General features: G+C 59.1%; 21 protein-coding genes. 9 read left to right on the top strand and 12 right to left on the bottom strand.

Annotated elements, in window-relative coordinates; genetic code table 11:
• Positions 1 to 134 precede the first annotated feature (134 nt).
• The 4 genes from deoC to ACMGGW_RS06580 all read left to right on the top strand — a co-directional run bounded on the left by deoC (position 135) and on the right by ACMGGW_RS06580 (position 5,471).
• Positions 135 to 815 (top strand): deoxyribose-phosphate aldolase, encoded by a 681-nt coding sequence (gene deoC, locus ACMGGW_RS06595; protein ID WP_089195707.1) that lies wholly within the window; start codon positions 135 to 137, stop codon positions 813 to 815.
• Positions 816 to 967: 152 nt separating this feature from the next.
• The gene (gene deoR / locus ACMGGW_RS06590) at positions 968 to 1,732 is read left to right on the top strand and encodes a DNA-binding transcriptional repressor DeoR (protein ID WP_025302222.1); all 765 of its coding nucleotides are present in this window, start codon (positions 968 to 970) and stop codon (positions 1,730 to 1,732) included.
• Positions 1,733 to 2,711: 979 nt separating this feature from the next.
• A complete protein-coding gene (locus tag ACMGGW_RS06585) occupies positions 2,712 to 4,010 on the top strand; it encodes an HAAAP family serine/threonine permease (RefSeq protein WP_004938697.1) in 1,299 nt (432 codons plus the stop codon).
• Between the two features lie 93 nt (positions 4,011 to 4,103).
• Positions 4,104 to 5,471, top strand: coding sequence for an L-serine ammonia-lyase (locus ACMGGW_RS06580; RefSeq protein ID WP_025302221.1), 1,368 nt, complete (start codon positions 4,104 to 4,106; stop codon positions 5,469 to 5,471).
• 54 nt (positions 5,472 to 5,525) lie between these two features.
• Here the strand turns inward: ACMGGW_RS06580 and ACMGGW_RS06575 are convergent, their stop codons facing one another.
• The 9 genes from ACMGGW_RS06575 to ACMGGW_RS06535 all read right to left on the bottom strand — a co-directional run bounded on the left by ACMGGW_RS06575 (position 5,526) and on the right by ACMGGW_RS06535 (position 13,899).
• Positions 5,526 to 6,191: a response regulator transcription factor gene (locus tag ACMGGW_RS06575; protein WP_049295312.1), complete on the bottom strand. Its 666-nt coding sequence runs from the start codon at positions 6,189 to 6,191 to the stop codon at positions 5,526 to 5,528.
• Positions 6,188 to 7,576, bottom strand: coding sequence for an FKBP-type peptidyl-prolyl cis-trans isomerase N-terminal domain-containing protein (locus ACMGGW_RS06570; RefSeq protein ID WP_167324968.1), 1,389 nt, complete (start codon positions 7,574 to 7,576; stop codon positions 6,188 to 6,190). The genes ACMGGW_RS06575 and ACMGGW_RS06570 overlap by 4 nt, the downstream gene beginning before the upstream one ends.
• Complete coding sequence (locus ACMGGW_RS06565) at positions 7,573 to 7,995, bottom strand: hypothetical protein (RefSeq protein WP_049205925.1); 423 nt, start codon at positions 7,993 to 7,995, stop codon at positions 7,573 to 7,575. The genes ACMGGW_RS06570 and ACMGGW_RS06565 overlap by 4 nt, the downstream gene beginning before the upstream one ends.
• A gap of 24 nt (positions 7,996 to 8,019) precedes the next feature.
• Positions 8,020 to 8,574 carry a fimbrial protein gene (locus tag ACMGGW_RS06560; protein WP_060447510.1) on the bottom strand — a complete coding sequence of 185 codons (555 nt, stop codon included), beginning with the start codon at positions 8,572 to 8,574 and terminating at the stop codon, positions 8,020 to 8,022.
• A gap of 50 nt (positions 8,575 to 8,624) precedes the next feature.
• Entirely contained in the window at positions 8,625 to 9,263 is a 639-nt protein-coding gene (locus ACMGGW_RS06555; protein WP_038629099.1) for a fimbrial protein, read from the bottom strand.
• Between the two features lie 71 nt (positions 9,264 to 9,334).
• Positions 9,335 to 10,099 (bottom strand): fimbria/pilus periplasmic chaperone, encoded by a 765-nt coding sequence (locus ACMGGW_RS06550; RefSeq protein ID WP_127146384.1) that lies wholly within the window; start codon positions 10,097 to 10,099, stop codon positions 9,335 to 9,337.
• Between the two features lie 81 nt (positions 10,100 to 10,180).
• Entirely contained in the window at positions 10,181 to 12,715 is a 2,535-nt protein-coding gene (locus ACMGGW_RS06545) for an outer membrane usher protein (RefSeq protein ID WP_080271247.1), read from the bottom strand.
• A 47-nt stretch (positions 12,716 to 12,762) separates the two neighbouring features.
• Positions 12,763 to 13,299, bottom strand: a complete 537-nt coding sequence (locus ACMGGW_RS06540) for a fimbrial protein (protein ID WP_025302213.1) — start codon at positions 13,297 to 13,299, stop codon at positions 12,763 to 12,765.
• A 78-nt stretch (positions 13,300 to 13,377) separates the two neighbouring features.
• Positions 13,378 to 13,899 carry a fimbrial protein gene (locus ACMGGW_RS06535; protein WP_025302212.1) on the bottom strand — a complete coding sequence of 174 codons (522 nt, stop codon included), beginning with the start codon at positions 13,897 to 13,899 and terminating at the stop codon, positions 13,378 to 13,380.
• 665 nt (positions 13,900 to 14,564) lie between these two features.
• Between ACMGGW_RS06535 and ACMGGW_RS06530 the strand changes: the two genes are divergently transcribed.
• The 3 genes from ACMGGW_RS06530 to ACMGGW_RS06520 all read left to right on the top strand — a co-directional run bounded on the left by ACMGGW_RS06530 (position 14,565) and on the right by ACMGGW_RS06520 (position 16,459).
• Entirely contained in the window at positions 14,565 to 14,897 is a 333-nt protein-coding gene (locus tag ACMGGW_RS06530; protein ID WP_025302211.1) for a hypothetical protein, read from the top strand.
• Positions 14,898 to 15,129: 232 nt separating this feature from the next.
• Complete coding sequence (locus ACMGGW_RS06525) at positions 15,130 to 15,948, top strand: fimbrial protein (RefSeq protein ID WP_038630232.1); 819 nt, start codon at positions 15,130 to 15,132, stop codon at positions 15,946 to 15,948.
• A 19-nt stretch (positions 15,949 to 15,967) separates the two neighbouring features.
• Positions 15,968 to 16,459 carry a fimbrial protein gene (locus ACMGGW_RS06520; RefSeq protein WP_225735588.1) on the top strand — a complete coding sequence of 164 codons (492 nt, stop codon included), beginning with the start codon at positions 15,968 to 15,970 and terminating at the stop codon, positions 16,457 to 16,459.
• A gap of 97 nt (positions 16,460 to 16,556) precedes the next feature.
• Here ACMGGW_RS06520 and ACMGGW_RS06515 read toward each other — a convergent pair whose 3' ends face one another.
• Entirely contained in the window at positions 16,557 to 17,762 is a 1,206-nt protein-coding gene (locus tag ACMGGW_RS06515) for a serine hydrolase (protein WP_025302208.1), read from the bottom strand.
• Between the two features lie 466 nt (positions 17,763 to 18,228).
• Between ACMGGW_RS06515 and ACMGGW_RS06510 the strand changes: the two genes are divergently transcribed.
• Both ACMGGW_RS06510 and ACMGGW_RS06505 read left to right on the top strand, forming a co-directional pair.
• On the top strand, positions 18,229 to 19,596 hold the full coding sequence (locus ACMGGW_RS06510; RefSeq protein WP_197832630.1) for a pyridoxal-phosphate dependent enzyme: 1,368 nt from the start codon (positions 18,229 to 18,231) through the stop codon (positions 19,594 to 19,596).
• A gap of 12 nt (positions 19,597 to 19,608) precedes the next feature.
• Positions 19,609 to 20,754 carry an aminotransferase class I/II-fold pyridoxal phosphate-dependent enzyme gene (locus tag ACMGGW_RS06505; RefSeq protein ID WP_197832629.1) on the top strand — a complete coding sequence of 382 codons (1,146 nt, stop codon included), beginning with the start codon at positions 19,609 to 19,611 and terminating at the stop codon, positions 20,752 to 20,754.
• A gap of 59 nt (positions 20,755 to 20,813) precedes the next feature.
• On the opposite strand, the gene ACMGGW_RS06500 is transcribed toward ACMGGW_RS06505, so the two are convergent.
• Together ACMGGW_RS06500 and ACMGGW_RS06495 are read right to left on the bottom strand one after the other, a co-directional pair.
• Entirely contained in the window at positions 20,814 to 21,836 is a 1,023-nt protein-coding gene (locus tag ACMGGW_RS06500) for an isopenicillin N synthase family oxygenase (RefSeq protein WP_197832632.1), read from the bottom strand.
• A complete protein-coding gene (locus ACMGGW_RS06495; RefSeq protein WP_072008235.1) occupies positions 21,781 to 22,017 on the bottom strand; it encodes a hypothetical protein in 237 nt (78 codons plus the stop codon). The genes ACMGGW_RS06500 and ACMGGW_RS06495 overlap by 56 nt, the downstream gene beginning before the upstream one ends.
• Positions 22,018 to 22,106 lie beyond the last annotated feature (89 nt).

Here is a 22,106-nt window from a genome sequence, read left to right as displayed (position 1 = left end):
CTATACCTATAACAGCATTATAGCGACGATCGGATCGACATTTTTTAAACAGCACTAGGTTTATCGGCATCGGAATGTTATTATTTTCACATTCCTCACTCCGTTTACTGTCTTAACCTCACTAAGGAACCGCGATGACCACCGAAAACATCGATTACGCCAGCTATATCGACCACACCCTGCTGGCCATGGACGCCACCGAAATGCAGATCGCCAAACTGTGCGAAGAAGCACAGCAGCACAACTTCTATGCGGTATGCGTCAACTCCGGCTACGTGCCACTGGCGGCCCAGCTGCTGCAAGAAAGCACCGTGAAAGTCTGCTCGGTGATCGGTTTCCCGCTGGGTGCCGGCCTGACCGTCGCCAAGGCCTTTGAAGCCAAAGCGGCGATCGCCGCCGGGGCGCAAGAGATCGATATGGTGATCAACGTCGGCTGGTTGAAAAGCGGCCTGCTGGACGAAGTGAAAGCCGATATCGCCGCCGTGCGCGAGGTTTGCGCGGCGATCCCGTTGAAGGTAATATTGGAAACCTGCCTGCTCAGCGATGCGCAGATCGTCCAGGTTTGTGAAATGTGTCGCGAACTCGATGTCGCCTTCGTGAAAACCTCCACCGGCTTCAGCACCGGCGGCGCTCGGGAAGAGCACGTCAAACTGATGCGTGAGACTGTGGGCAGCGAAATGGGCGTGAAAGCTTCCGGCGCCGTGCGCGATCGCGCCACCGCCGAGAAGATGATTAAAGCCGGCGCCACGCGCATCGGCACCAGCTCCGGCGTCGCCATCGTATCCGGCGCCCAGCCGGCGGCGGGCAGCTACTGATCGTCGGCTTGCCCTGACGGGCATGGCCATACACTCCGATGCGGGACAATACGGGCGGCTGATGCGGCCCGATATTGCCCCGCATTGTTGTGTTTAGCGCCGGAAATGCCGGCACGCCCCTTTACCTCTACTACCTGTGGGAAGACGGATCTATGGAAACGCGGCGCGAAGAACGTATCAACCGGTTAGTTCAGGCGTTAAAACGCGCTGACAAGATCCACCTGAAAGAAGCCGCCGCGCTGCTGGGGGTCTCGGAGATGACCATTCGCCGCGATCTGAGCGCCGAACCGGCGGCCGTGGTGTTGCTCGGCGGCTACGTGGTGACCGATCCGCGCAGCAACGGCGTGACCAACTACTTCGTTTCCGATCAAAAAGCCAAACAGGTCACGGAGAAACGGCGCATCGGCCTGCTGGCAGCGCCGCTGATCAATGAAAACGACACGGTGTTTTTTGACTGTGGCACCACCACCCCGGCGATCATCGACGCCATCGCCGACGAACTGACCTTCACCGCCGTGTGCCATTCGCTGAACACCTTCCTGGCGCTGCAGGACAAACCGAACTGCAAAGTGGTCCTGTGCGGCGGTGAGTTCAAGCCGAACAACTACATCTTTTCCAGCGTCAGCGGCCGTAACGAGCTCGATCATATCTGCCCGAATATCGCCTTTATCTCCGCCGCCGGCCTCAGTCTGCAGCACGGCGCCACCTGCTTCAACTTCGACGAACTGGAGATGAAGCATCGCGCGATGGCGATGGCGCAGCAAAAGATCCTGGTGGCAGACCACAGCAAATTCGGCAAAACCAAACCGGCCTGCATCGGCCCCCTGACACAATTCGATCGGGTGATCACCGACCGCCAACCGGCCGCCGACTTCCTGGCATTCTTCAACGACAACGCCATCGCTATCCGCTATTAATCCGCCTTCAGCGCCGTCATAACCGACGGCGCACCGTTTCGATATCCCTCTTTCCTTACCCAAAAATGAACAAATAATGCGCAATCAATTCGCGTTTTTCGCTTATCCGCACGCAACATCAGGTTAATAAAATGCAACAGCTCACCCGCGTGATTATTTTTTCGCAGGCTAAACACGCGGTCGGCTGGGTGAATTAACGGCTATTTATGGCTTTTATATGATAAATCGTACCAAAGGCCAGGAAGTTTAAATAAACGGCGGTTTACGCGATTGCAGCAAATCTCACCAATACCTGTTAGCTATCTGTTATTTATATGATGAATGGTTACGCATTTTTATCCGCTAACCACGTAAGTAATTTCCCTTCGTTACTAGCGGTGAATTTTAAATAAAAATCATTAAAAACAAAAAGATAAATTAAATTTACCTTAAAAACATAATGTGATCCACATCACTAAAACTGCTTAATCCGGGTTTTTCGCTAGATCCAAAACCACGCATAAAATATATTGCTCGGCTTGCTGCTGAGCACAGCGCTTTATCCGGCTAATTATTGTACAAGCCGCATAATCGCAGAAAATTTTATGAGAGCGTTCTCAGCACAAAATCTTACACAAATGTGCAACAAATGCGCGAAAAATCGATAAAAAAGCAGATAACTGCACATATTACGCATTTGAGAGCAGGATCACGGTTGTTTCTACTGTAAATCGTTATCTTGCCGCCAACAAAAATCGACAGGCAATGACCTGTCGGCAGCGGTAACGACTTTTATCCCCCGTGACGGTGGAAAGTCTTTAGTGAATTACCCGGCGCTGTGCCTTGGTAATGAACACAATAAACAACCAGGGGGACGCCAAAACATCCCCGCAAGCAACACCTGATTCTTACCGCAAGCGTTGCCTGAATAGGACGTTTGACGGTTTAACCTTAAGTTTTGCCTTTTAATTTTAAATTCGTGTTCACTTCGGAGATATTTATGGACACTACACAGACCGGCACAATTGCCTCTGCGGCCTCGGGCTCCAGCAGTACCTGGCGTAAAACGGATACCATGTGGATGTTGGGCCTGTACGGCACCGCCATCGGCGCAGGCGTCCTGTTCTTGCCCATCAACGCCGGCATCGGCGGTTTGATTCCTCTGATCATCATGGCCATCATCGCTTTCCCGATGACCTTCTTTGCCCACCGCGGCCTGTGCCGTTTCGTGCTGTCCGGCAAAAATCCCGGTGAAGACATCACCGCTGTAGTGGAAGAGCATTTCGGCATCACCGCCGGTAAACTGATTACCCTGCTGTACTTCTTCGCCATCTACCCGATTCTGTTGGTTTACAGCGTGGCGATCACCAACACCGTCGACAGCTTCATTACCCACCAGTTGGGCATGACGTCGCCGCCGCGCGCCATTCTGTCACTGATCCTGATCGTCGGCCTAATGACCATCGTGCGTTTCGGTGAGCAGGCCATCGTGAAAACCATGAGCATTCTGGTCTTCCCGTTCGTGGCGGTGCTGATGCTGCTGGCGGTATACCTGATCCCTAACTGGACCGGCGCCATCTTCGAAAACGTGTCGCTGTCCGGCAGCGGTACCGGCATGGGCCACGGCCTGATCATGACCCTGTGGCTGGCAATCCCGGTAATGGTGTTCTCCTTTAACCACTCGCCGATCATCTCCGCTTTCGCCGTCGCCAAACGCGAAGAGTACGGCGCAGACGCCGAGAAGAAATGCTCCCGCATTCTGGCTTATGCACACATCATGATGGTGCTGACCGTGATGTTCTTCGTATTCAGCTGCGTGCTGAGCCTGACGCCGGAAAACCTGGCGGAAGCCAAGGCGCAGAACATCTCGATTCTGTCTTACCTGGCTAACCACTTTAACAACCCGATGATCGAGTACATCGCGCCGGTTATCGCCTTCGTCGCCATTACCAAATCGTTCCTGGGCCACTACCTCGGCGCTCGTGAAGGTTTCAACGGTCTGGTTGCCAAATCGATGAAGAGCCGTGGCAAAACCGTCAGCACCGCCAAGTTGAACCGCATGACCGCTATCTTCATGCTGGTGACCACCTGGATCGTCGCCACCCTGAACCCAAGCATCCTGGGCATGATCGAAACCCTGGGTGGCCCAATCATCGCCATGCTGCTGTTCCTGATGCCGATGTACGCCATTCGTAAAGTGCCTGCCATGCGCAAGTACAGCGGCCACATCAGCAACGTGTTCGTGGTTGTGATGGGTCTGATCGCCATCTCTGCTATCGTGTTCAGCCTGCTCGGCTAATCACGCCCGGCCGGCGCCGCTTGCGCGCCGGCCCTCCCGCACTCCCCCATTTCCCGTATTCACCGCCTGAAACCTGAAGAAGGAGGCGAGACCATGGTCAGCGTTTTCGATATTTTCAAAATTGGCATCGGCCCATCCAGTTCCCACACCGTTGGCCCGATGAAGGCCGGCAAACAGTTCGTCGACGATCTGATCGCCCACCAGCAGTTGCAGGACACCACCCGCGTGGTGGTCGACGTCTACGGTTCGCTGTCGTTGACCGGTAAAGGTCACCACACCGACATCGCCATCATCATGGGCCTGGCCGGCAACCTGCCGCACGACGTGGACATCGACAGCATCCCGGGCTTTATCCGCGACGTGGAACAGCGCGGCCGCCTGCCGCTGGCCAACGGCCACCACGAGGTGGATTTTCCGCTGCACGGCGGCATGAATTTCCACAGCGACAACCTGCCGCTGCACGAAAACGGCATGCGCATCCGTGCCTTCGCCGGTGAACGCCTGCTGCACAGCAAAACCTATTACTCGATCGGCGGCGGTTTCATCGTCGACGAAGAACACTTCGGCCAGTCCGCCGAGGGCGCCACGCCGGTGCCCTACCCGTTCAAATCAGCGCACGATCTGCAGCAGCATTGCAAAGACACCGGGCTGTCGTTGTCCGGCCTGGTGATGCAGAACGAGCTGGCGCTGCGCAGCAAGGCGGACATCGACGCGCATTTCGCCGACGTCTGGCAGGTGATGAGCGCCGGTATCGAGCGCGGCATCAACACCGAAGGCCTGCTGCCTGGCCCGATGAAAGTGCCGCGCCGCGCCGCCGCGCTGCGACGCATTCTGGTGACCGGCGACAAGAACAATATCGATCCGATGAACGTGGTCGATTGGATCAACATGTTCGCGCTGGCCGTCAACGAAGAGAACGCCGCCGGTGGCCGCGTGGTCACCGCGCCGACCAACGGCGCGTGTGGCATTATCCCTGCGGTACTGGCCTACTACGACAAGTTCATCCGCCCGGTGAACGCCAACTCCTACACACGCTACTTCCTGGCGTCCGGCGTGATTGGCGCGCTGTACAAGATGAACGCCTCGATCTCCGGCGCCGAAGTGGGTTGCCAGGGGGAAGTGGGCGTGGCCTGTTCGATGGCGGCGGCCGGGTTGACCGAGCTGCTCGGCGGCAGCCCGGCGCAGGTGTGCATCGCGGCGGAGATCGCCATGGAGCACCATTTGGGACTGACCTGCGATCCGCTCGCCGGCCAGGTTCAGGTGCCCTGCATCGAACGCAACGCCATTTCCGCCGTTAAGGCGGTCAACGCCGCACGCATGGCGATGCGCCGGACCAGCGAACCGCGGGTTTGTCTGGATAAGGTGATCGAAACCATGTACGAGACCGGCAAAGACATGAACGCCAAATACCGCGAAACCTCACAGGGCGGGCTGGCGATCAAGGTCGTGGCCTGCAACTGATCGCCACGGCGAGGTACTTAAGGCGCCAGCCGGTGTGACTTGGCCGGCGCCGTTTCAATAGCGATCCTTTCCTGCCGCAACGCCGGGCTGAATACCCGCGCGAAGCCCCACAGCCCCGGGACGAGCGCTGTGCCGCAGCCAGCCGTAAAGTTCGGCATTACGCCGGAATCCCATTTTGCGCATGACGCTCATCTTGTGATTGCTGACCGTCTTCACGCTAATGTCCAGCATCCGGGCGATTTGCGTGACTCCCATCTCCCGCGTCATGCAGCGCATGATCTCTTGTTCGCGCAGCGTCAGGCCCCGGTGTTGGCATACGCAGCTCCTGCCACAGCGCAGTCTGCCCGGCCATTTGCTGCGCCGCTCCAGCTCGGCGCTCACCTGATACAGCGCCGAAACCAACGGCATATCGTGGTAGATGACGCCAGCCTCCAGCGAGCAGCGGTTACCGACGGTGCGTTTATGCCGTCCCTCCGGCGTTCGCAACGAGAAATACAGCGTTTTACGCCCCGCGGGCTGCGCCTCAGAGAGGTGACAAAAACAGCTTTGCACGCCGGGAGGAAAATAGCAGAACACCAAATCGGCTTCGTGAACCTGCCGCGCATCCACTAACAGCGTGCGCTTGCCGTAAGTGCTGAAATGCAGCGCCAGGGCCTCTTGCCAACCGGCGCTGAAGTATCGATTCTCATCAAATAGCGCGATTTTTATCATCGTGTTCATCCCTGTTCTCCCGCCGTGTCGGCTTCCCGTTTAACCGCCTGGACGCCCTTCGCCGGCGCCTGGCTGTTGTCGATGCGCAATTCATAAACCATGGTGGCGTTGGGCGGCACCTTCGGCGGGTAGCCGGTTTCACCGTAGGCCAGCGCCGGCGGCACGACCATCGTCAACGAGCCGTGGTTGTGCAGATGACCTATCGCCTCCCGGAACAGCGGCGGGTATTCGGACAGCGGTTGCGACAGCACCTTGCCGCTCAGATCCATATCCTGGATCACCGTGCCGTCGGTCAGCTTCTCTTTCACCACGACATCGACCACCGCCGTTGGCGCCAGCGCGCCCTCCCCGGCGTAATCCACCCGATACCAGAAGCCCATCGCCGACTGCTTTACGCCCTTTTGTTGACTGAACTGCGTCAGGTAATCGTCATCGCGCCGCCGCTGCTGGTTAACGCGTTTCTCACGCGCGGCCACGGCGGCGGCATCCGCCTGCGCCGTCAGCGTATTCAGTTCATCCGGCGGCAGCTGCAAACGCCCCGCCACGCTGTCGATAACGCCCGCCAACAGGCTGTCGCGGTCCACCGATACGCCCCAGCTTTGACGCTCCGCCATCAACCCCTGAATATCCCGCCCCAGCGCACTGCCCGCCGCATAGGACAACCGCTTGCGTTCATCCTTCAACTGCTCCGGCGTCATCTCCCATTGCAGCCGCTTACGCAACGCCAGCAGGTCTTCGCGCGCCTGCTGAGTCGCCTTCTGCTCACCGGCCCGCTTCTGCTCGCTTTCTTCCAACACGGCGCGCAGAGCGTGCAACGCCTCCTGGTGCTCGCGTTGGCGTTGTGCAAGCGTCTGTGCCGATGCCTGCGCGGCAGACTCAAGTTCGGTGACGCGCCGTTCAGCCTGCGCCGCCGTCGTTCTGCTTTTGGCGGTTTCCTGCGTCGCCTGACGCAACAGCGCCTCGGTGCGCTGCGCGTCGGGCGAACCTCGCCAGGCAGCGCCCAGCCCGGCAATCCACTGTTGAAGCGTCGACGAGTCCGGCAACGCTGCGACGGGTGGCGCCGCTTTCTCCGCCCGCAGCGCAGTAAGTTCCTGGCGCAACATCGTCAGTTCCATTCGCTGGCGTGCCAGCTGTTGGTCACGCGTCAATAATTCCTGGCTCAGCGTAAAAGCTTTGGCCGATGAAGCAGGCTGGTGGGTGTCCGGCGGACGCTTTGCCGGCTCACGCTTTTTTTGCCCCGCCTCGCGGTCGGCGGGCGCCGTGTTTTCGCTCTTCGGCGCGGTGTTCTGCCGTTGATACTGCTCGGCAAACTGCAGCAGCGCCGGCACGCCGTCGTCCGCCTGCGCGACGCCGGTGAACAGCAGAGCCGCACAGCCCAGCAGGCGCAGCCTCATTTAACCTGCTCCCCGCGATCCGCCAAGCCGGTCAACACCGCCTGATTCACCCCGGCGCACAGATAGTTGACCTTGTAGCGATACAGCGCATCCACCGTCTCCTGCGTGTCGCCGTTTACCCTGGCGCGCAGGTTGGCGTACTGCGAAGCGCCGCTCATCAGGCTGTCGAAGGCCTGTTTGTAGCGCTGATACTGTTTCTCGTCGATCGTGCGCAATGCACCCAGTTGCTGCTGGCACTGCCGCAGCTGCTCGGCCTCACGCTGCTTGCGCAAAGCCTCTTCTGACGGAGCTTGCACAGCCTGATTTTTGGTGTTCACGGCGGGCTTGCCCGACTTTTGGTTTTGACAGGCGGCGGCGCTCAACGCCAACAGGCACAGCAGGCCCATGCGCAGGGCGCGATTGAGGGGCTTTATCATCATTGCGTTTTTTGTCCTTGTAGACGCTTATTCGTATTCCAACGTAAAGGTGGCCACCGCGCTGAAGGTGCCGCGGCCGATGGACTTCGTTTGGATGGCCTCCGGCTCCCCCTGCACATAGGCCTGCAGCGTGAGCGTGGTGTTGCCGGCATTCAGGCGGAATTTATCGCTGGCGCGATTGAGCGGCAGCGCCTTGCCGGTGCTGTCCTCCAGCCCGATGCCGATCCCCGAGGCCAGGCTGCCGGCATCCAGCGCCAACAGGCCGGGCAGTTTGGCGTTCTCGGTGCCGGTAAACGTAATGGCCACCGTATTGCCCAGGCTGAGATCGCATTCAGTCAGGTGCAACGCGAAGGTTTGGCTGTGGGTGCGGGTGTTCAGGTACAGGTATTTGTCGACGATGGTGCCGAAATCCAGTTGGATGTCCTCATCCCCCGGCTGAATGACGCACGGCTCGGCCACCAGCGTACCGTGAAAGCGCATGTTTTCCGCCGCAGCCGCCGGCTGCGCCATCATGCCGGCCGCCATGACCATGCCTGCCCCCAACAGCGCGCTTCGGCGCCGGTTCGTCTCTGTTGCGCGCATGACGCCACTCCCTTTGGTTGTGCTTGCGCCGATCCGGCGCAAGCGGCGTATTAGTCGTAATAAAGGCGGAAATCGATCGCCGCGCGGTAAGCGCCGGCGCTCAGCGTCGCCGGAGTGCGCACCGGCGTCACCGTATACGTCAGGGTGTTTTGCCCCGGCGTCAGCAAGATCGGTTTGTTGCGCGCGCCGAGGCGGACCGGCAGACCGCGGGCATCCGCCAACTGCAACCCCAATCCGGTGACGCCGGCCACCCTGACCAGACCCGGCGCGTCGTCATCCGTCGGCGCGGAAAACGCGACGGACACCGCAGGCTGGCTGCCGCTCCAGGCCAGAACCCCAGTCCAGGCGTCGCGGTTGCTCGCCGGCGCCCGCAGACAGTCTTTCAGCGTCAGCTCGAAGGCGACCGGCGTGCCGCGATCGCCCGGACGCTGGAAGTGCGCCGTTCCGGTCTCCCCCAGCCAAACCTCCTGACGAGCGGTGGTCATTTCCAGGCTGCAGGCGCTTTCCGTTAACGCGCCGTAGACGTGGAGCGTGCCATTCGCGCCCTCCACGTCCCAGTTGTCCACCGCGCGGGCCGGCGGCATCAGCATCAGCATCGTGCCTGCCGTCAGCGGTACCATCAGCGCGGCCAACACCGTCAGGCCGATAGTGCGTCGCTGATGACGTTCATAGGCCTTTCCCAACAGCATGGGGATCTTTCGTTGCATGATTCGTTCACTCCGCTGTGTTCACTCTGTCTTCCCTGCTTGCGCGCGGATCGTCATTTGGCGACCGGTACGACCTGGCAGGCATTGCCGCCGCAGCGGAAGTTCAACTGCGGCCGACCACCGTAATCGTTGATGTACGCCAGCGACGGGCCGCTACCGAGGCTCGCGGCGGAGACGTTCAGCGGGGCGCTGGCCTTCGGCGCCACCATCAACGGTTCAAAGCCGGCGGCCCCTTTCCCGCCCTTGCCGGCGCTCGCCTCAACGATCGTCACGTAATAAGGGGTCGGGTTGTTCACCACGTACTTGTCGCCCTGCCGGGTCAGCGTCAGCTGCTCCTGCCACGGTGCGGCGTTCTTTTTCGGGGCGAGCGCCGCCGGGCGATAAAACATTTTGATGCGCGTCTGCAACGCTATCTGCAGCGTGTTCGGCTTATTGCTGCGCGGCGGGATCTCGCGCAGATTGAAGTAATACAGCGTCTCCCTGTCCTGCGGCAGCTGACGTGCTGCCGGCAGCGACTGGATCTTCACCTGGCTCGGTTTGCCCGGCTCCACCCGCTGCACCGGCGGCAGCACGGTGAAAGGGTTTTGGATTTTGTTGCCGCGATCGTCTTCGATCCATCCCTGCGCCAGATAAGGCAACTGTTTGTTCTGGTTACTGATGTTGAGACTGACCGTTTTCAGGTCGCCGTCGAAAATCACACGCGTGCGATCCAGCGCAATGGCCGCATGAGCGGGCAGGCTGACCGCGCCGATCGTCAACGCGGCGGCGAGCGGGCCCACAAGGAAAACGGTCTTTCTGGTCATAGTCAGATTCATCATGTCTTCACGGTTCCAGTCGGCCGGGAGCGGACGAGCCCGCCCCGGCGGTTTAGCGGCGGAGCGAGCTCCGCCGGGTGTATGTCAGTTGGCGTCAGCCGCCGGCTTGTTGCCGGCAAGCGGGCGGCAAGGCAGCAGCAACGTGTTCATCAACATTTCGGCCGGCAGCGGCGCCGGCAGCTGGATTTCACACTGCGCCGCGCCGTTCCAGTGCACGCTCATGCGCTCGCCGGGGTTGAGGCCGGACAGGTAAACGCTGCCGCCGTCGTTGATGATGCCGGTCTCCTGTTTGCGGGCATTCAGCACCGTGGCACCGAACGGCGGCTCGCTGCCGTCCGCCAGCTTGACGATCGCCATCGCCTTCTCGCCGGCAATCACCTCGAACTTGCGGTAGCCGATGGCCCCCTCGGTCAACGTGGCCTGCACCACCGAACGCGTCGCCTCGACGTTGTCGCTCAGGCTGTTGAGATCGATGCTGGCCTTATTGCGGTAGTAGCTGTTCACATCCGCCACCACCGCCTTGCCGTAACGGTTGGTCAGCACCGTACTGCCATAGCCACGTACCGGTACACCGGCGACGCCTTCGGTATCGAGCAGCAAGCGCGTGCCGCCCGGCGTATTGACGCGGTGCAGCACCGCTCCTTCCGCCGCCATCGTCAGGCCGCCCTGCGCGCCGATGCCGACGGCGCTGTACCGGCCGGCCTGGTAGCTGGCGTTGGCATTGATCTGCGCCATATCGCCCTGATGGCTGTAATACCCGCTGGCCGTCGCCCCACTGCGCGCGGCGCCTGCGCTGATCTGATAGTTGTTGTGTTCATCAACCCGGTTGTAGTACCCGACCCGATGGGCGTTCTCTTCGCGATCGAGCGTCATGTTGTAACTGAGCGTCCCGGCGCTGCCCCAGGGCAGCGACAGCGACAGGTACATCCCGTCGTCGTTGCGCTCGTTGTAACGGTTGCGATAGGCCGACAGCGAAACGCTGACGTTCTTGAAATCGCCGATATCGAAGTAGCGCGATACCATCAGGTTGTAACGATCGTTCGGCGCCCGATCCCAGTAGGTTTGGTGGCTGTAGTTGAGATAGGTGCTGAGCCCCAGATCGCGGAACTGTTTGTTGAAGGTGATGGTGTACATCTCCTTGCTCTTGCCGCTGCGCCCCCCTTCGTAACGCGCATCGAGGTAGTCCCCCATGCTCATAAAATCTTCCTGGGAGAAGCGGTAACCGGCAAAGGTGACCTGGCTGTCGTATTCATCGAAGTTCTTCGAATAGCTCAGCCGGTACGAACCGCCGGTCAGCGTGCCATCCTGCGGCAAACGCGCACGCGACTGCGTGGCATCGAACGACAGCGCCCCCAGCGCCATCAGATCGCGCCCGATCCCCAGCGACAGCGCGTTATAATCGCCGCCGGCGATGCCCCCACCGTACAACGACCAGCCGTTGCTGATCCCCCAGGAGAACTCGCCGGTGCCAAACATCGGCCCGCGCAGATGGTGCCCCCACTCCGACGGTTTGCCCGTCGCCAGCTTGTAACGCACCGTACCCGGGCGCGTCAGATAAGGGATGTTGGCGGTGTTCATCTTGAACTCCTGCACGCTGCCGTCTTGCTCTTCGACGCGCACGTCCAGCTCGCCGGAAACGGCGTCATTGATGTCCTGAATGCGGAACGGCCCCGCCGCCACCTGCGTTTCATACAGCACGCGCCCCTGCTGGCTGACCACCACCTTAGCGTTGGTTTTCGCCACGCCGGTCACTTCCGGCGCATAGCCGCGCAGGTTGGGCGGCAACATGCTGTCGTCGGATCGCAGACTGACACCGGTAAAGCGCAGACTGTCGAAAATGTCGGAGTTCAGGTAATCCTCACCCATCGTCAACCGCGAACGCAGCGCCGGGATCGCCCGGTAGGCGTAATAGCGGCTCCAGTCGAACTGTTTATCGGTAGGCTGAGAAGAACCGGTCTGATGGTTGAGGTTGGCCTGCCAGTCGGCGCGCAGACGCCAGGCGCCCAGGTTGGCGCCGCCGGTGCCGTTGCCGCTCAGGCTGTAACTGCTGCCGCCTTTCTGGTGTTTTTGCGTTTGGGCGTTAACGTTATAGTCAAACAGCAGCCCAGGAATACCGTCATCCCAGCGCGAAGGCGGGTCCCAGTTTTCCGAGCTGTATTCCAGATAGGCCTGAGGAATGTTGAGATACAACGAGGAGCTGGCAAGATCGCCGCGGGCTTCCATCCCCGCCAGACTCGAGGCGTCAAGGCAACGGCCGCCGTGCGTCCAGTTCAGCGTGCTTAACAGTTTTTCTTTCAGCCCCAGTTGGTTGACCAATTCCGGCGAAAGACAGGCTTCGCTGCCTTTAGGATCGTTCTCAGGTGCCAAAAACGTCACCGGCTGTTCCGGCAGGTCGTTCTTATTGACGTGCACCACCATGGTATAAACGCCCGGCATGATGTAGCCGCTGCGCGTAAATTGGCTCAGATCGATATTTTTACGATCGTTGATGTCTAATACGTCAGTATTGAATTGAATAACGTCGGCGGCATAGACCAACGCGATCGGATTTCCCAGAGAAAGGGCAACACAGAGCCCCAAAGCTTGAAGACGAAATAACTTCCCTGCCGGTGAAAGCATAATAAAAGTCCTTTCAATAACGAATTAACCGTCAGTACGAGAAAAAATCAAAAATAATCCAGCTTAAAACGCACTGTGGAAAAATACGCTCCCGCCTTCAACGGCTGATGATTCGGCATCAACGTCATGGAATAATTCAGCACTCTATTTCCCGGTATTATTCCTTCCATCGGTAAGGGTTTCCCTGGAATAACCGGCGTGCCGTTGCTGTCTTTTATCTTCAATGCGACGCCGCGCGCCTCGCCCTGTACGCCAAACAGAGCGCCTTCCGCATAACCATCAAACGTGACCTGAAAGAATTTCCAATCAGGTTTGTTTTCCGGCCGTTCCAAAATGCAGTTGACCAATTCAATACTGAAAGGTTTGGTCATCCCCTGGCCGTCACGAATGATCTGCCCGAGAGGAAGAGTGTCCATATCGATCGTCTGATCGCGGCTGCCGGCGGCAATGGCGCAGGCGGTGTCGATAATGGCGCCGTGCATGTTGACTTTGCCCCACCCCTGCGCGGCGGAAGTTGCATAGCCGGGCGCAAACGCCAACGACGCCAAAAGAACGGCACCCGCTCGATTCCTTGGTAAAAACATCGCGACATTCCTTTGACAGGGAGATTCACCAGGCATGTGGCGAGCCCCATGCCTGGTTGATTAAGCCTTCGGACTCACTTACTGATAAGCCAGGGTGAAATCGGCTACGGCGGTGAAGTCGCCCGGAACGATGGCGGCGGAAGCGCCTTCGCCCTGCAGGTAGGCGGCGAAATGCAGGGTGTTGTTGCCGGTGTTCAGAGTCTGCGCGGTAGTCGCTTCACCCAGTTTGATCGGCTGGCCGTTGTAAGAGATAGCTACGCCGGCGCCGCTGGCGGTGCCCGCGATGCCCAGCAGATCCTTATCGGTAGACGATGCTACGCCGCTAAAGGTGGTTTTAACGGTTTTCAGGGTGGTGATGTCGCACTGCTCCAGCTTGATTTCAAACGGACGCGGGTTGGATTTGCCGCCGTTTTTCAACGCCACGTTGGACACCTGGCCCAGATCTACGGTCTGATCGATCGACTCAGGCGCAATAGAGCATGGCGCATCAATAATAGAGCCCGTGAAGGTGACCTTACCGTGTCCCTGATCGGCTGCCTGTGCAAAAGAACTTGCGCCAAATGCAATCACTGCAGCCATCATGATTTTGTTAAGTTTCATAGAACCTATATTCCTTATAAGAAAAAATGCATATTCCAATCAAGAAAAAGAGCCACAGGAAACCTGCTCGCGCTTATATGTGCGCAGCCCTAATTCTTTAGCATCTTGCTAGTTGGTTAACTGCCAAACCCCAAAGGCACCGACAATAAAAAAGTCGATAACGGCAAGTCTGCAGCGGCCCGCCCATTAATGAATTCGCCCTATAAAAATAAACGAAATCACAACGAGCAGGGGCCAATACTTTCTAATCCGCCCTTCTTGTTCGGCGATGAATATTCTGGCAAATGCCTCTCAGCAAAAAAAGGCTTTTTTTGATCAAGGCGAACATTCGCAATTTATTTCCTAATTGAAGTTAATTTACTGTTATTTTTAGGCTCATAGATCGTAAAAAATACTTTTATAGAGCAATATCCTGTTTTTGCGAGATTCACAAGTAATCAGATCGCAAAGTGGCGCTTTGTGAATATAATAAACCAAAATTTTAGGTTTCTGCGTGACGCCACCCCTGCCTGAACATAGGTAAAAACGGGGCGGGCAACGCCTTTTTTTTCAATCCTGATAAATAGATAGGAATTTTCTTTGTTCGCGTTTTACCTCGTTGTTGGTAGGCGGCGAATGTTTGTTTTTTCTTAGGAATACGGCAATCGGAATACAGAGGAAGTGCTATGGAAGCGTTATCTCCGAAACAAAAGGAAATACGGCAATTGCAGCACGATCTGCTGCAAACATTATTCGCGCAATCGCCCCGTCAATGTCCCGTCGCCGGGCCGCCGCCACAGCAGCAGTGGCTCTCGACGCGGCAACTGGCCAATGCCGTCAACGTCGGTGTTTACCGGGCTCGACGGCTGTTATTGGATCTTGTCGCCCGACAAGAAGTGATTGTGACGGACGGCTCCATCAACAACTCGTTGAGGTGGTATCCCACCGCGTTGCTGGACGGTGGTGATAACAACGGCATACCCAACAAAGATGCATCTCACTCTCCTTTAACGGAATAAATAGGGCCAGCCGGCCTGATTGGCAATATTTCATTGCGGAGTAACGCCGCACACCATTTATATATATCGGGATATTATCGTGAGAAAAACAGCCCTGCTATTTTTACGTTGCTGCCTGGCACTCTCTTTCTTCCTGCTGCTTGGCAACGCCAACGCATTTACCTGCCGCACGTCCGATGGCGGACTGATTCCACCCGGGGGCTCGACCACGCCGGTTGACGTCCGGGTTCGCATCGGGCCGCAGCTTTCTTATGGCAAAAACGAAATCGTCAACGTCAGCCAGGTCACCTGTAAAAACGACGTCGCGAGCTGGTATGACTATCTCAAAACCGACAGTCCGGCGCTGTCGATGAACAGTGCGATTTTTGGCGCCATCGGCAGCGGTACCACCATCAACGGCAGCGACTATAACTCCCCGGTGCCTGCCGGCATCAGCGTACTCAGCCTCACCGGCTTGCAGACCCAGTCTGTCGCCATCCGGGTCTATATCGTGTTGAACCGTTTCCCAACGCCGGACATCAAGGTGAACAAGGGCGACGTCATCGGCCAAATCAACTTTATTCAGACCAACGATCAGCCGGGTTGTCCGCAGTGCGGCGTTTATCGCTGGCGCCTGATCGCCGACAACGACGCCTACTTCGTCACCACCAGTTGCACCATTAACAACGGCCAGCAGATTAATGTCGACTTCGGCCAGATCCGTCAGGACTTTCTGACTCAAAGCGCCAGCGATGCCCAGATCAAACAGGACAAAGCGCTCAGCTACCAATGCGACGACCAGAGTGCGACGCAGGATATTCTGATCCGCATGGTCAGCGACGCCAGCGGCTTCTCCAGCGATTTTATCAAGACCACCAATCCTAACGTCGGCGTGGCGATGGTGTATAACGGCGCGGTGGTGAAACCCAACAATGCCTTCAGAACACGCATCGTCAACGGTCTGGGTAACGATACCGTGACCTTTGTGCCGGTGAAGAACAATGTCCCTTACACCAGCATCGCCACCGGTCCGCTGTCGGGCTCGGCCACGCTGATCTTCAGCGCACCTTGAGACGGGAGCCAGAATGAACATGACGATAAAAACGGGCTGCGCCCTGCTGTTGGCGCTGGAATTGATTAGCTCGGCCGCTCAGGCCGCCGATCAGGGCACCAAAGTCAACATCACCGCCACCGTAGTGGCGCCTCCGCCTTGCGTGATCAACGACGGGCGCACCATCGATATCGACTTCGGCAAGGTCGGCATCAAGCGCATCGACGGCAACCGCTATATGCAACGCATCGATTACAGCATCAAATGCGAGTTTCTGGATAACAGCCGCCAGCTGAAAATGAAGATCATGGGCGGCGCGGCGGCCTTCGACGGCAGCGTGTTAACCAGCAGCGTCAATGGATTGGGCATCAAGCTGTTGGCCAACGGCAAGGCCTTCGCCATCAATACGCCGCTGGACATCGACTACGCCAATCCGCCGACGCTTGATGCGGTGCCGGTAAAAAACAGCGCCGTCACCCTGGCGGAAGGCGATTTCACCAGCGGCGCCACCATGCTGGTGGACTACTTTTAATCACCGCGCCGCAGAAACTCGCGAAAAAAAGCCGCAACGTCTCCGTTGCGGCTTGGTCGAGGATGGTGCGCCCGGGGCGCTCCTTACATCAGGCTATTCAGCCGAAGATCCCGCCGAACCACTGGCTCAGCTTCATCATCACCATATCCCAGATGCGGCTGAAGAAGTTGCCCTCTTTCACCTCTTGCATCACCACCAGCGGGTGCTGTTCGATGGTTTTGCCGTCCAGCTGGAAATCGATGGTGCCGACCACCTGGTTTTTCGCCAGCGGCGCTTCCAGCGTCGGTTGGGTCAGCTTGTAGCTGGCCTTCAGGTTTTTCATCTGCCCTTTCGGAATGGTGACCGAGGCGTCTTTCGCCACGCCAAGCGGCACTTCGCTGACGTCGCCGAACCACACTTTCTGGGTGACGAACGGTTTATCGGCCTTGATCGGCGTCGCGGTTTCATAGAAGCGGAAGCCCCAGGTCAGCAGCTTTTCGCTTTCGCTAAAGCGCACGCGATCGCTCGGCGCGCCTAAAACCACCGAGATCAGACGCATCGGTCCGTCGGTAGCGGACGCCACCAGGTTGTGGCCGGCGCCGCTGGTGTAACCGGTCTTGATACCGTCGACGTTCAGGTTGCTGCTCCACAGCAGACGGTTGCGGTTAATCTGGCGGATCTTGTTGAAGGTGAACTCTTTCTCTTTATGCAGCGCGTATTCGTCCGGCACGTCGCGGATCAGCGCCTGACTCAACAGCGCCATGTCACGCGCGGTGCTGTACTGCCCTTCCGCATCCAGGCCGTGCACCGTCAGGAAGTGGGTATTCTGCAGGCCCAGGGATTTGGCATAGTTGTTCATCAGGCCAACGAACGAATCCTGGCTGCCCGCCACGTAGTCTGCCAGCGCGATGCTGGCATCGTTACCCGACTGGATCACGATGCCCTTATTCAGTTCCAGCACCGGCACCTGATCGCCCGGCTTGATGAACATCAGCGAAGAGCCGCGCAGCGCCGGGTTACCGGGCGCCCAGGCGTCTTTGCCGACGGTGACCATGTCTTCCGGCTTGATCTTGCCGGCCTTGATCGCCTGGCCGATCACGTAGCTGGACATGATCTTGGTCAGGCTGGCGGGATCGAGACGGGTGTCGGCATTGCCTTCGGTCAGCACCTTGCCGCTGTTGTAATCCATCAGAATGTAGGCCTTGGCGTCTACCTGCGGCGGCGCCGGCGGCTCAGCCGCGTGCACGGCCGGGGCAGCCAGCAACAGGATGCCTACGCTGAAGGTCAGTTTTTTCAGGGAAGTGGATAAGTTTTTTTTCATCATGACGTCGCCAGAGTGTCCATTCAAACCATTGAAATAGCGTTAACTTTCAAACATGTTCACGTTTTAAGCCAACCAGCGAGAGTGGCCCGGTGCGCGCATGCCGGCCGCAACCCCCTGCGGCGCCCATAGCGGGTAACACAACGCACCGAAAATGCCCTTGCTGTGAGTTTATGTGATTTATCTTATTTTTGCAGGGTTTAGCGTGAATTTTCAGCATTTTTACATAACTGTACGCAGCCCCCCACTTATCGTTCAAAAAAGCATCGAGGCGCGCATTTTTACACCCACCCACGGCTAAACGGCCAAGCATCTGCACCGCTAAACATCTGCGCTTCCATACGTCCAAAAAAGATTAATATATTCCATAATGGCATATAGAACCGTTATTTGTTCTTTTTAAAGCGCTTATCCTCAGCGCTATCATCCGCACAACGACTTTTATACCGAATAATCCTGGAGATGAGTCATGGCGATCCCCCATTCCGTCATCGAGATGATTGGCAATACCCCGATGATGGAACTGACCCAGTTTGATACCGGCCCGTGCCGGCTGTTCGTCAAGCTGGAGAACCAAAACCCCGGCGGTTCGATCAAAGACCGCGTCGCGCTGTCGATGATCGAGCAGGCCGAGCGCGACGGCAAACTGCAGCCGGGCGGCACCATCATCGAAGCCACCGCCGGCAATACCGGCCTGGGGTTGGCGCTGGTGGCGGCGCTGAAAGGCTATAAGCTGCTGCTGGTGGTGCCGGACAAGATGAGCCGCGAAAAGATCTTCCACCTGCGCGCACTGGGCGTGGAAGTGCTGCTGACCCGTTCGGACGTCGGCAAAGGGCATCCGGCTTACTATCAGGATTACGCCAAACGCCTCGCTGGAGAGATCCCCGGCGCCTTTTATATCGATCAGTTCAACAACCCGGCCAATCCGGCGGCCCATACGACCACCACCGCGCCCGAACTGTGGCAGCAGATGGAGCATGACGTGGACGCTATCGTCGTCGGTGTCGGCTCCGGCGGCACGCTGGGCGGGCTGAGCCACTATTTCGCCGACGTTTCGCCGCAGACGGAATTTGTGCTCGCCGACCCTGCCGGCTCTATCTTGGCGGACTATCTCGACAACGGCCACATCGGCGAAGCGGGCAGTTGGTTAGTTGAGGGCATCGGCGAAGACTTCGTCCCACCGCTCAGCGACTTTGACCAGGTCCGCAACGCTTACCGCATCGGCGACGCGGAGGCCTTCACCACCGCGCGCGATCTGCTGCGCAAGGAAGGCGTGCTGGCGGGATCGTCCACCGGCACCCTGCTGGCCGCCGCTCTGCGTTACTGCCGCGCGCAAACCGAACCCAAGCGGGTCGTGACCTTCGTTTGCGACAGCGGCAACAAATACCTGTCTAAAATGTATAACGACCACTGGATGCTGGAGCAGGGCCTGCTGAGCAAACCGCAGCACGGCGATCTGCGCGATCTGATCGCCTATCGCCACGACGAAGGCGCCGCCGTTTCCGCCGCGCCGGACGACACGCTGGCGATCGTGCACGCCCGCATGCGGCTGTACGACATCTCGCAGCTACCGGTGCTGGAAGGCGATCGGGTCGTCGGATTGATCGATGAGTGGGATCTGCTGAACGCCGTCCAGGCCGACGCCGCCCACTTCAGCCTGCCGGCCGGCAGCGCGATGACCAAGCAGGTCCAGACGCTGCAAAAGGAAGCCGGCTACGAGGAATTACAGGCCACCTTCAACCATGGCCACGTCGCGGTGGTGCTCGACGGCGAGCGCTTCCTCGGCCTGATTACCCGCACAGACGTGCTTAACGCCTGGCGCCAAAAATTACGTTAATAAGGACCCATTATGGCCAAGTTTGATACGTTGACCGTTCACGCCGGTTACACCCCGGACGCGACCGGCGCAGTGATGCCGGCGATTTACGCCACCTCCACCTACGCCCAACCGGCACCGGGCGAGCATACCGGCTACGAATACTCCCGCAGCGCCAACCCGACGCGCACCGCGCTGGAAAGCGCCATCGCCGAACTGGAAGGCGGCAGCCGCGGCTACGCCTTCGCCTCCGGTCTGGCGGCCTGCTCCACGGTGCTGGAGCTGCTCGATAAAGACAGCCACCTGATCGCGGTAGACGACCTGTACGGCGGCACCTATCGCCTGCTGGAAAAAGTGCGCAGCCGCACCGCCGGCCTGCGCGTGACTTACGTGTCGCCGGCGGATCTCGCCGGGCTGGAACAGGCGATCGAACCGGATACCAAAATGATCTGGGTCGAAACGCCGACCAACCCGCTGCTCAAGCTGGCGGATCTGAGCGCCATCGCCGCGATCGCCAAAAAGCATCAGCTCATCAGCGTGGCGGACAACACCTTCGCCTCGCCGTATCTGCAACGTCCGCTGGATCTGGGCTTTGACGTGGTGGTGCACTCCGCCACCAAATACCTCAACGGCCACTCCGACGTGGTGGCGGGCGTCGCGGCGGTGGGGGATAACCCGGCGCTGGCGGAGCAGCTCGGCTTCCTGCAAAACGCGGTCGGCGGCATTCTCGATCCGTTTAGCAGCTTCCTGACGCTGCGCGGCATTCGCACCCTGGCCCTGCGCATGCAGCGCCACAGCGACAGCGCGCTGCGCATCGCCCAGTGGCTGGAGAGCCAGCCGCAGGTGGAAAACGTCTATTACCCTGGCCTGCCGAGCCATCCGCAGCATGAGCTGGCGGCACGCCAGATGACGCGCTTCGGCGGCATGATCTCGGTACGGCTGAAAGGCGACGACGCCTATGCGCGTCGGGTCATCCAGCGTTCGCGCCTGTTCACCCTGGCGGAAAGCCTGGGCGGCGTGGAAAGCCTGATTAGCCAGCCGTTCAGCATGACGCACGCCTCCATTCCGCTGGAACAGCGCCTGGCAACCGGCATCACGCCGCAGCTGGTGCGCCTGTCGGTAGGGATTGAGGATGTGAAAGATCTGATCGCCGATCTGCAGCAGGCGCTGGCGGAATAATCGCCTGAATCAATCGTCATCAGCCCGGCCGGCGCGCCGGGCTTTTTTGTGCCTGATGTTCAGACGCCGATGACGTCCCGATAAAAGCGCTGTGCCACATCGGGGTGGGAACGAATGCGGCCTTTCAGGTAGTTATACCCCACGTCGCGCAGCAGCGGGTTGAGCGGATCGCTGGCCGGGCCCCGAGCCTGCGCCGCCAACGGCGGCGGCAGTTGATACAGCGGCACCACCGCGTCCAGCCGTGCGCCGAGGAAGAACGCGATCGACAACCTGTCGCGCCCCGCCGGCGGCGTCTCCACCCGGTGCACCGTGGCGCGCAGATAGCCGTTGGTCGCCAGCTCCAGCAGCTCGCCGATGTTCACCACGAAAGTGTCTTCACGCGGCCGCGCGTCTATCCACCGCCCTTCGCTCACCTCCACCTGCAGCCCTTTTTGCGCGTCCTGCAGCAGGAAGCTGAGAAACCCGGAGTCCTTGTGTGCGCCAACGCCCTGTGCGCTGCCGGTAGCCTCCCGCCCCGGATAGCGGATCAGTTTGATGTGCTCGTTGGGCTTCTCGCCGTACAAGCGATCGAACGCCTGCTCCGGCAGCGACAGCGCCAAAGCGAAAGCGCGCAGCAGCCGCAGCGACATGGCGGTCATCGCCTGTTGCCACTGCAGCAGCAGCGGTTTCAACGTCGGTAGCGCTGCCGGCCACTGGTTTGGCCCCTGCAGGCGCGCCCAGCGTGGCGTGTCGTCAGACAACGTCAGCGCCGGGCGTTCGGCGCCGATATCGAACTGCTCGCGCCAGTCAGGCTGCCCGCGCGTGAGCTCCGCCGCCGCCCGGTTGTAACCGCGAAAATGCGGCGAATGCACCATCTGCACCGCCAGCTTGTCGGCTTCCGGCAGGGCGAAAAATTGCCGCGCGGCGTGCTGCAGTCGCGCATTCAACACGCCGTCTACGCCGTGCCCACGCAGATAGAAAAAACCGACATCGCGGGCCGCCGCGCGCAAATCGTCGAGAAAGGCGCGCCGCTGGCGCGCATCACCGTCAAGCTGCGAAAGATCCAGCAGCGGCAGCGTCTTCAGCGTCGTCAGATGCGTCATCATGCGGTTCCTCTTCTTCCCCGATCACGATCGGGCTGCCATACAGACGAATAATCAACATTGTCACTCCCCAGCGGGTAGCTGCATTTGCCCCATAGTTATCACCGCGCTCGCCGGAGCGGCCAATATTGTTGCGTTCTAAGTTATGCAAACGTTCAACAAACTGTCGCAAAACCGTCATCAATGTTTCTTATGCTCTGCGCAATTTCGCCGACGCCGCTGGCTGGCGATGGGCGCTATCCGCTATCCTGTAAACGACCTCATACCCTG

Source organism: Serratia sp. BNK-4 (assembly GCF_048685115.1).
GTDB lineage: Bacteria > Pseudomonadota > Gammaproteobacteria > Enterobacterales > Enterobacteriaceae > Serratia > Serratia bockelmannii.
This window is presented reverse-complemented; position numbering and strand designations above follow the sequence as displayed.

What these genes read in the sequence shown, in the direction of transcription:
- deoR (WP_025302222.1), top strand. Translation starts at nt 968, where the DNA reads ATGGAAACGCGGCGCGAAGAACGTATCAACCGGTTAGTTCAGGCGTTA.
- ACMGGW_RS06535 (WP_025302212.1), bottom strand. Translation starts at nt 13,899, where the DNA reads ATGAAACTTAACAAAATCATGATGGCTGCAGTGATTGCATTTGGCGCA.
- ACMGGW_RS06570 (WP_167324968.1), bottom strand. Translation starts at nt 7,576, where the DNA reads ATGAGGCTGCGCCTGCTGGGCTGTGCGGCTCTGCTGTTCACCGGCGTC.
- ACMGGW_RS06530 (WP_025302211.1), top strand. Translation starts at nt 14,565, where the DNA reads ATGGAAGCGTTATCTCCGAAACAAAAGGAAATACGGCAATTGCAGCAC.
- ACMGGW_RS06545 (WP_080271247.1), bottom strand. Translation starts at nt 12,715, where the DNA reads ATGCTTTCACCGGCAGGGAAGTTATTTCGTCTTCAAGCTTTGGGGCTC.
- ACMGGW_RS06575 (WP_049295312.1), bottom strand. Translation starts at nt 6,191, where the DNA reads ATGAACACGATGATAAAAATCGCGCTATTTGATGAGAATCGATACTTC.
- ACMGGW_RS06555 (WP_038629099.1), bottom strand. Translation starts at nt 9,263, where the DNA reads ATGCTGTTGGGAAAGGCCTATGAACGTCATCAGCGACGCACTATCGGC.
- ACMGGW_RS06550 (WP_127146384.1), bottom strand. Translation starts at nt 10,099, where the DNA reads ATGATGAATCTGACTATGACCAGAAAGACCGTTTTCCTTGTGGGCCCG.
- ACMGGW_RS06495 (WP_072008235.1), bottom strand. Translation starts at nt 22,017, where the DNA reads ATGACGGTTTTGCGACAGTTTGTTGAACGTTTGCATAACTTAGAACGC.
- deoC (WP_089195707.1), top strand. Translation starts at nt 135, where the DNA reads ATGACCACCGAAAACATCGATTACGCCAGCTATATCGACCACACCCTG.
- ACMGGW_RS06500 (WP_197832632.1), bottom strand. Translation starts at nt 21,836, where the DNA reads ATGACGCATCTGACGACGCTGAAGACGCTGCCGCTGCTGGATCTTTCG.
- ACMGGW_RS06580 (WP_025302221.1), top strand. Translation starts at nt 4,104, where the DNA reads ATGGTCAGCGTTTTCGATATTTTCAAAATTGGCATCGGCCCATCCAGT.
- ACMGGW_RS06585 (WP_004938697.1), top strand. Translation starts at nt 2,712, where the DNA reads ATGGACACTACACAGACCGGCACAATTGCCTCTGCGGCCTCGGGCTCC.
- ACMGGW_RS06560 (WP_060447510.1), bottom strand. Translation starts at nt 8,574, where the DNA reads ATGCGCGCAACAGAGACGAACCGGCGCCGAAGCGCGCTGTTGGGGGCA.
- ACMGGW_RS06520 (WP_225735588.1), top strand. Translation starts at nt 15,968, where the DNA reads ATGACGATAAAAACGGGCTGCGCCCTGCTGTTGGCGCTGGAATTGATT.
- ACMGGW_RS06510 (WP_197832630.1), top strand. Translation starts at nt 18,229, where the DNA reads ATGGCGATCCCCCATTCCGTCATCGAGATGATTGGCAATACCCCGATG.
- ACMGGW_RS06515 (WP_025302208.1), bottom strand. Translation starts at nt 17,762, where the DNA reads ATGATGAAAAAAAACTTATCCACTTCCCTGAAAAAACTGACCTTCAGC.
- ACMGGW_RS06540 (WP_025302213.1), bottom strand. Translation starts at nt 13,299, where the DNA reads ATGTTTTTACCAAGGAATCGAGCGGGTGCCGTTCTTTTGGCGTCGTTG.
- ACMGGW_RS06505 (WP_197832629.1), top strand. Translation starts at nt 19,609, where the DNA reads ATGGCCAAGTTTGATACGTTGACCGTTCACGCCGGTTACACCCCGGAC.
- ACMGGW_RS06565 (WP_049205925.1), bottom strand. Translation starts at nt 7,995, where the DNA reads ATGATGATAAAGCCCCTCAATCGCGCCCTGCGCATGGGCCTGCTGTGC.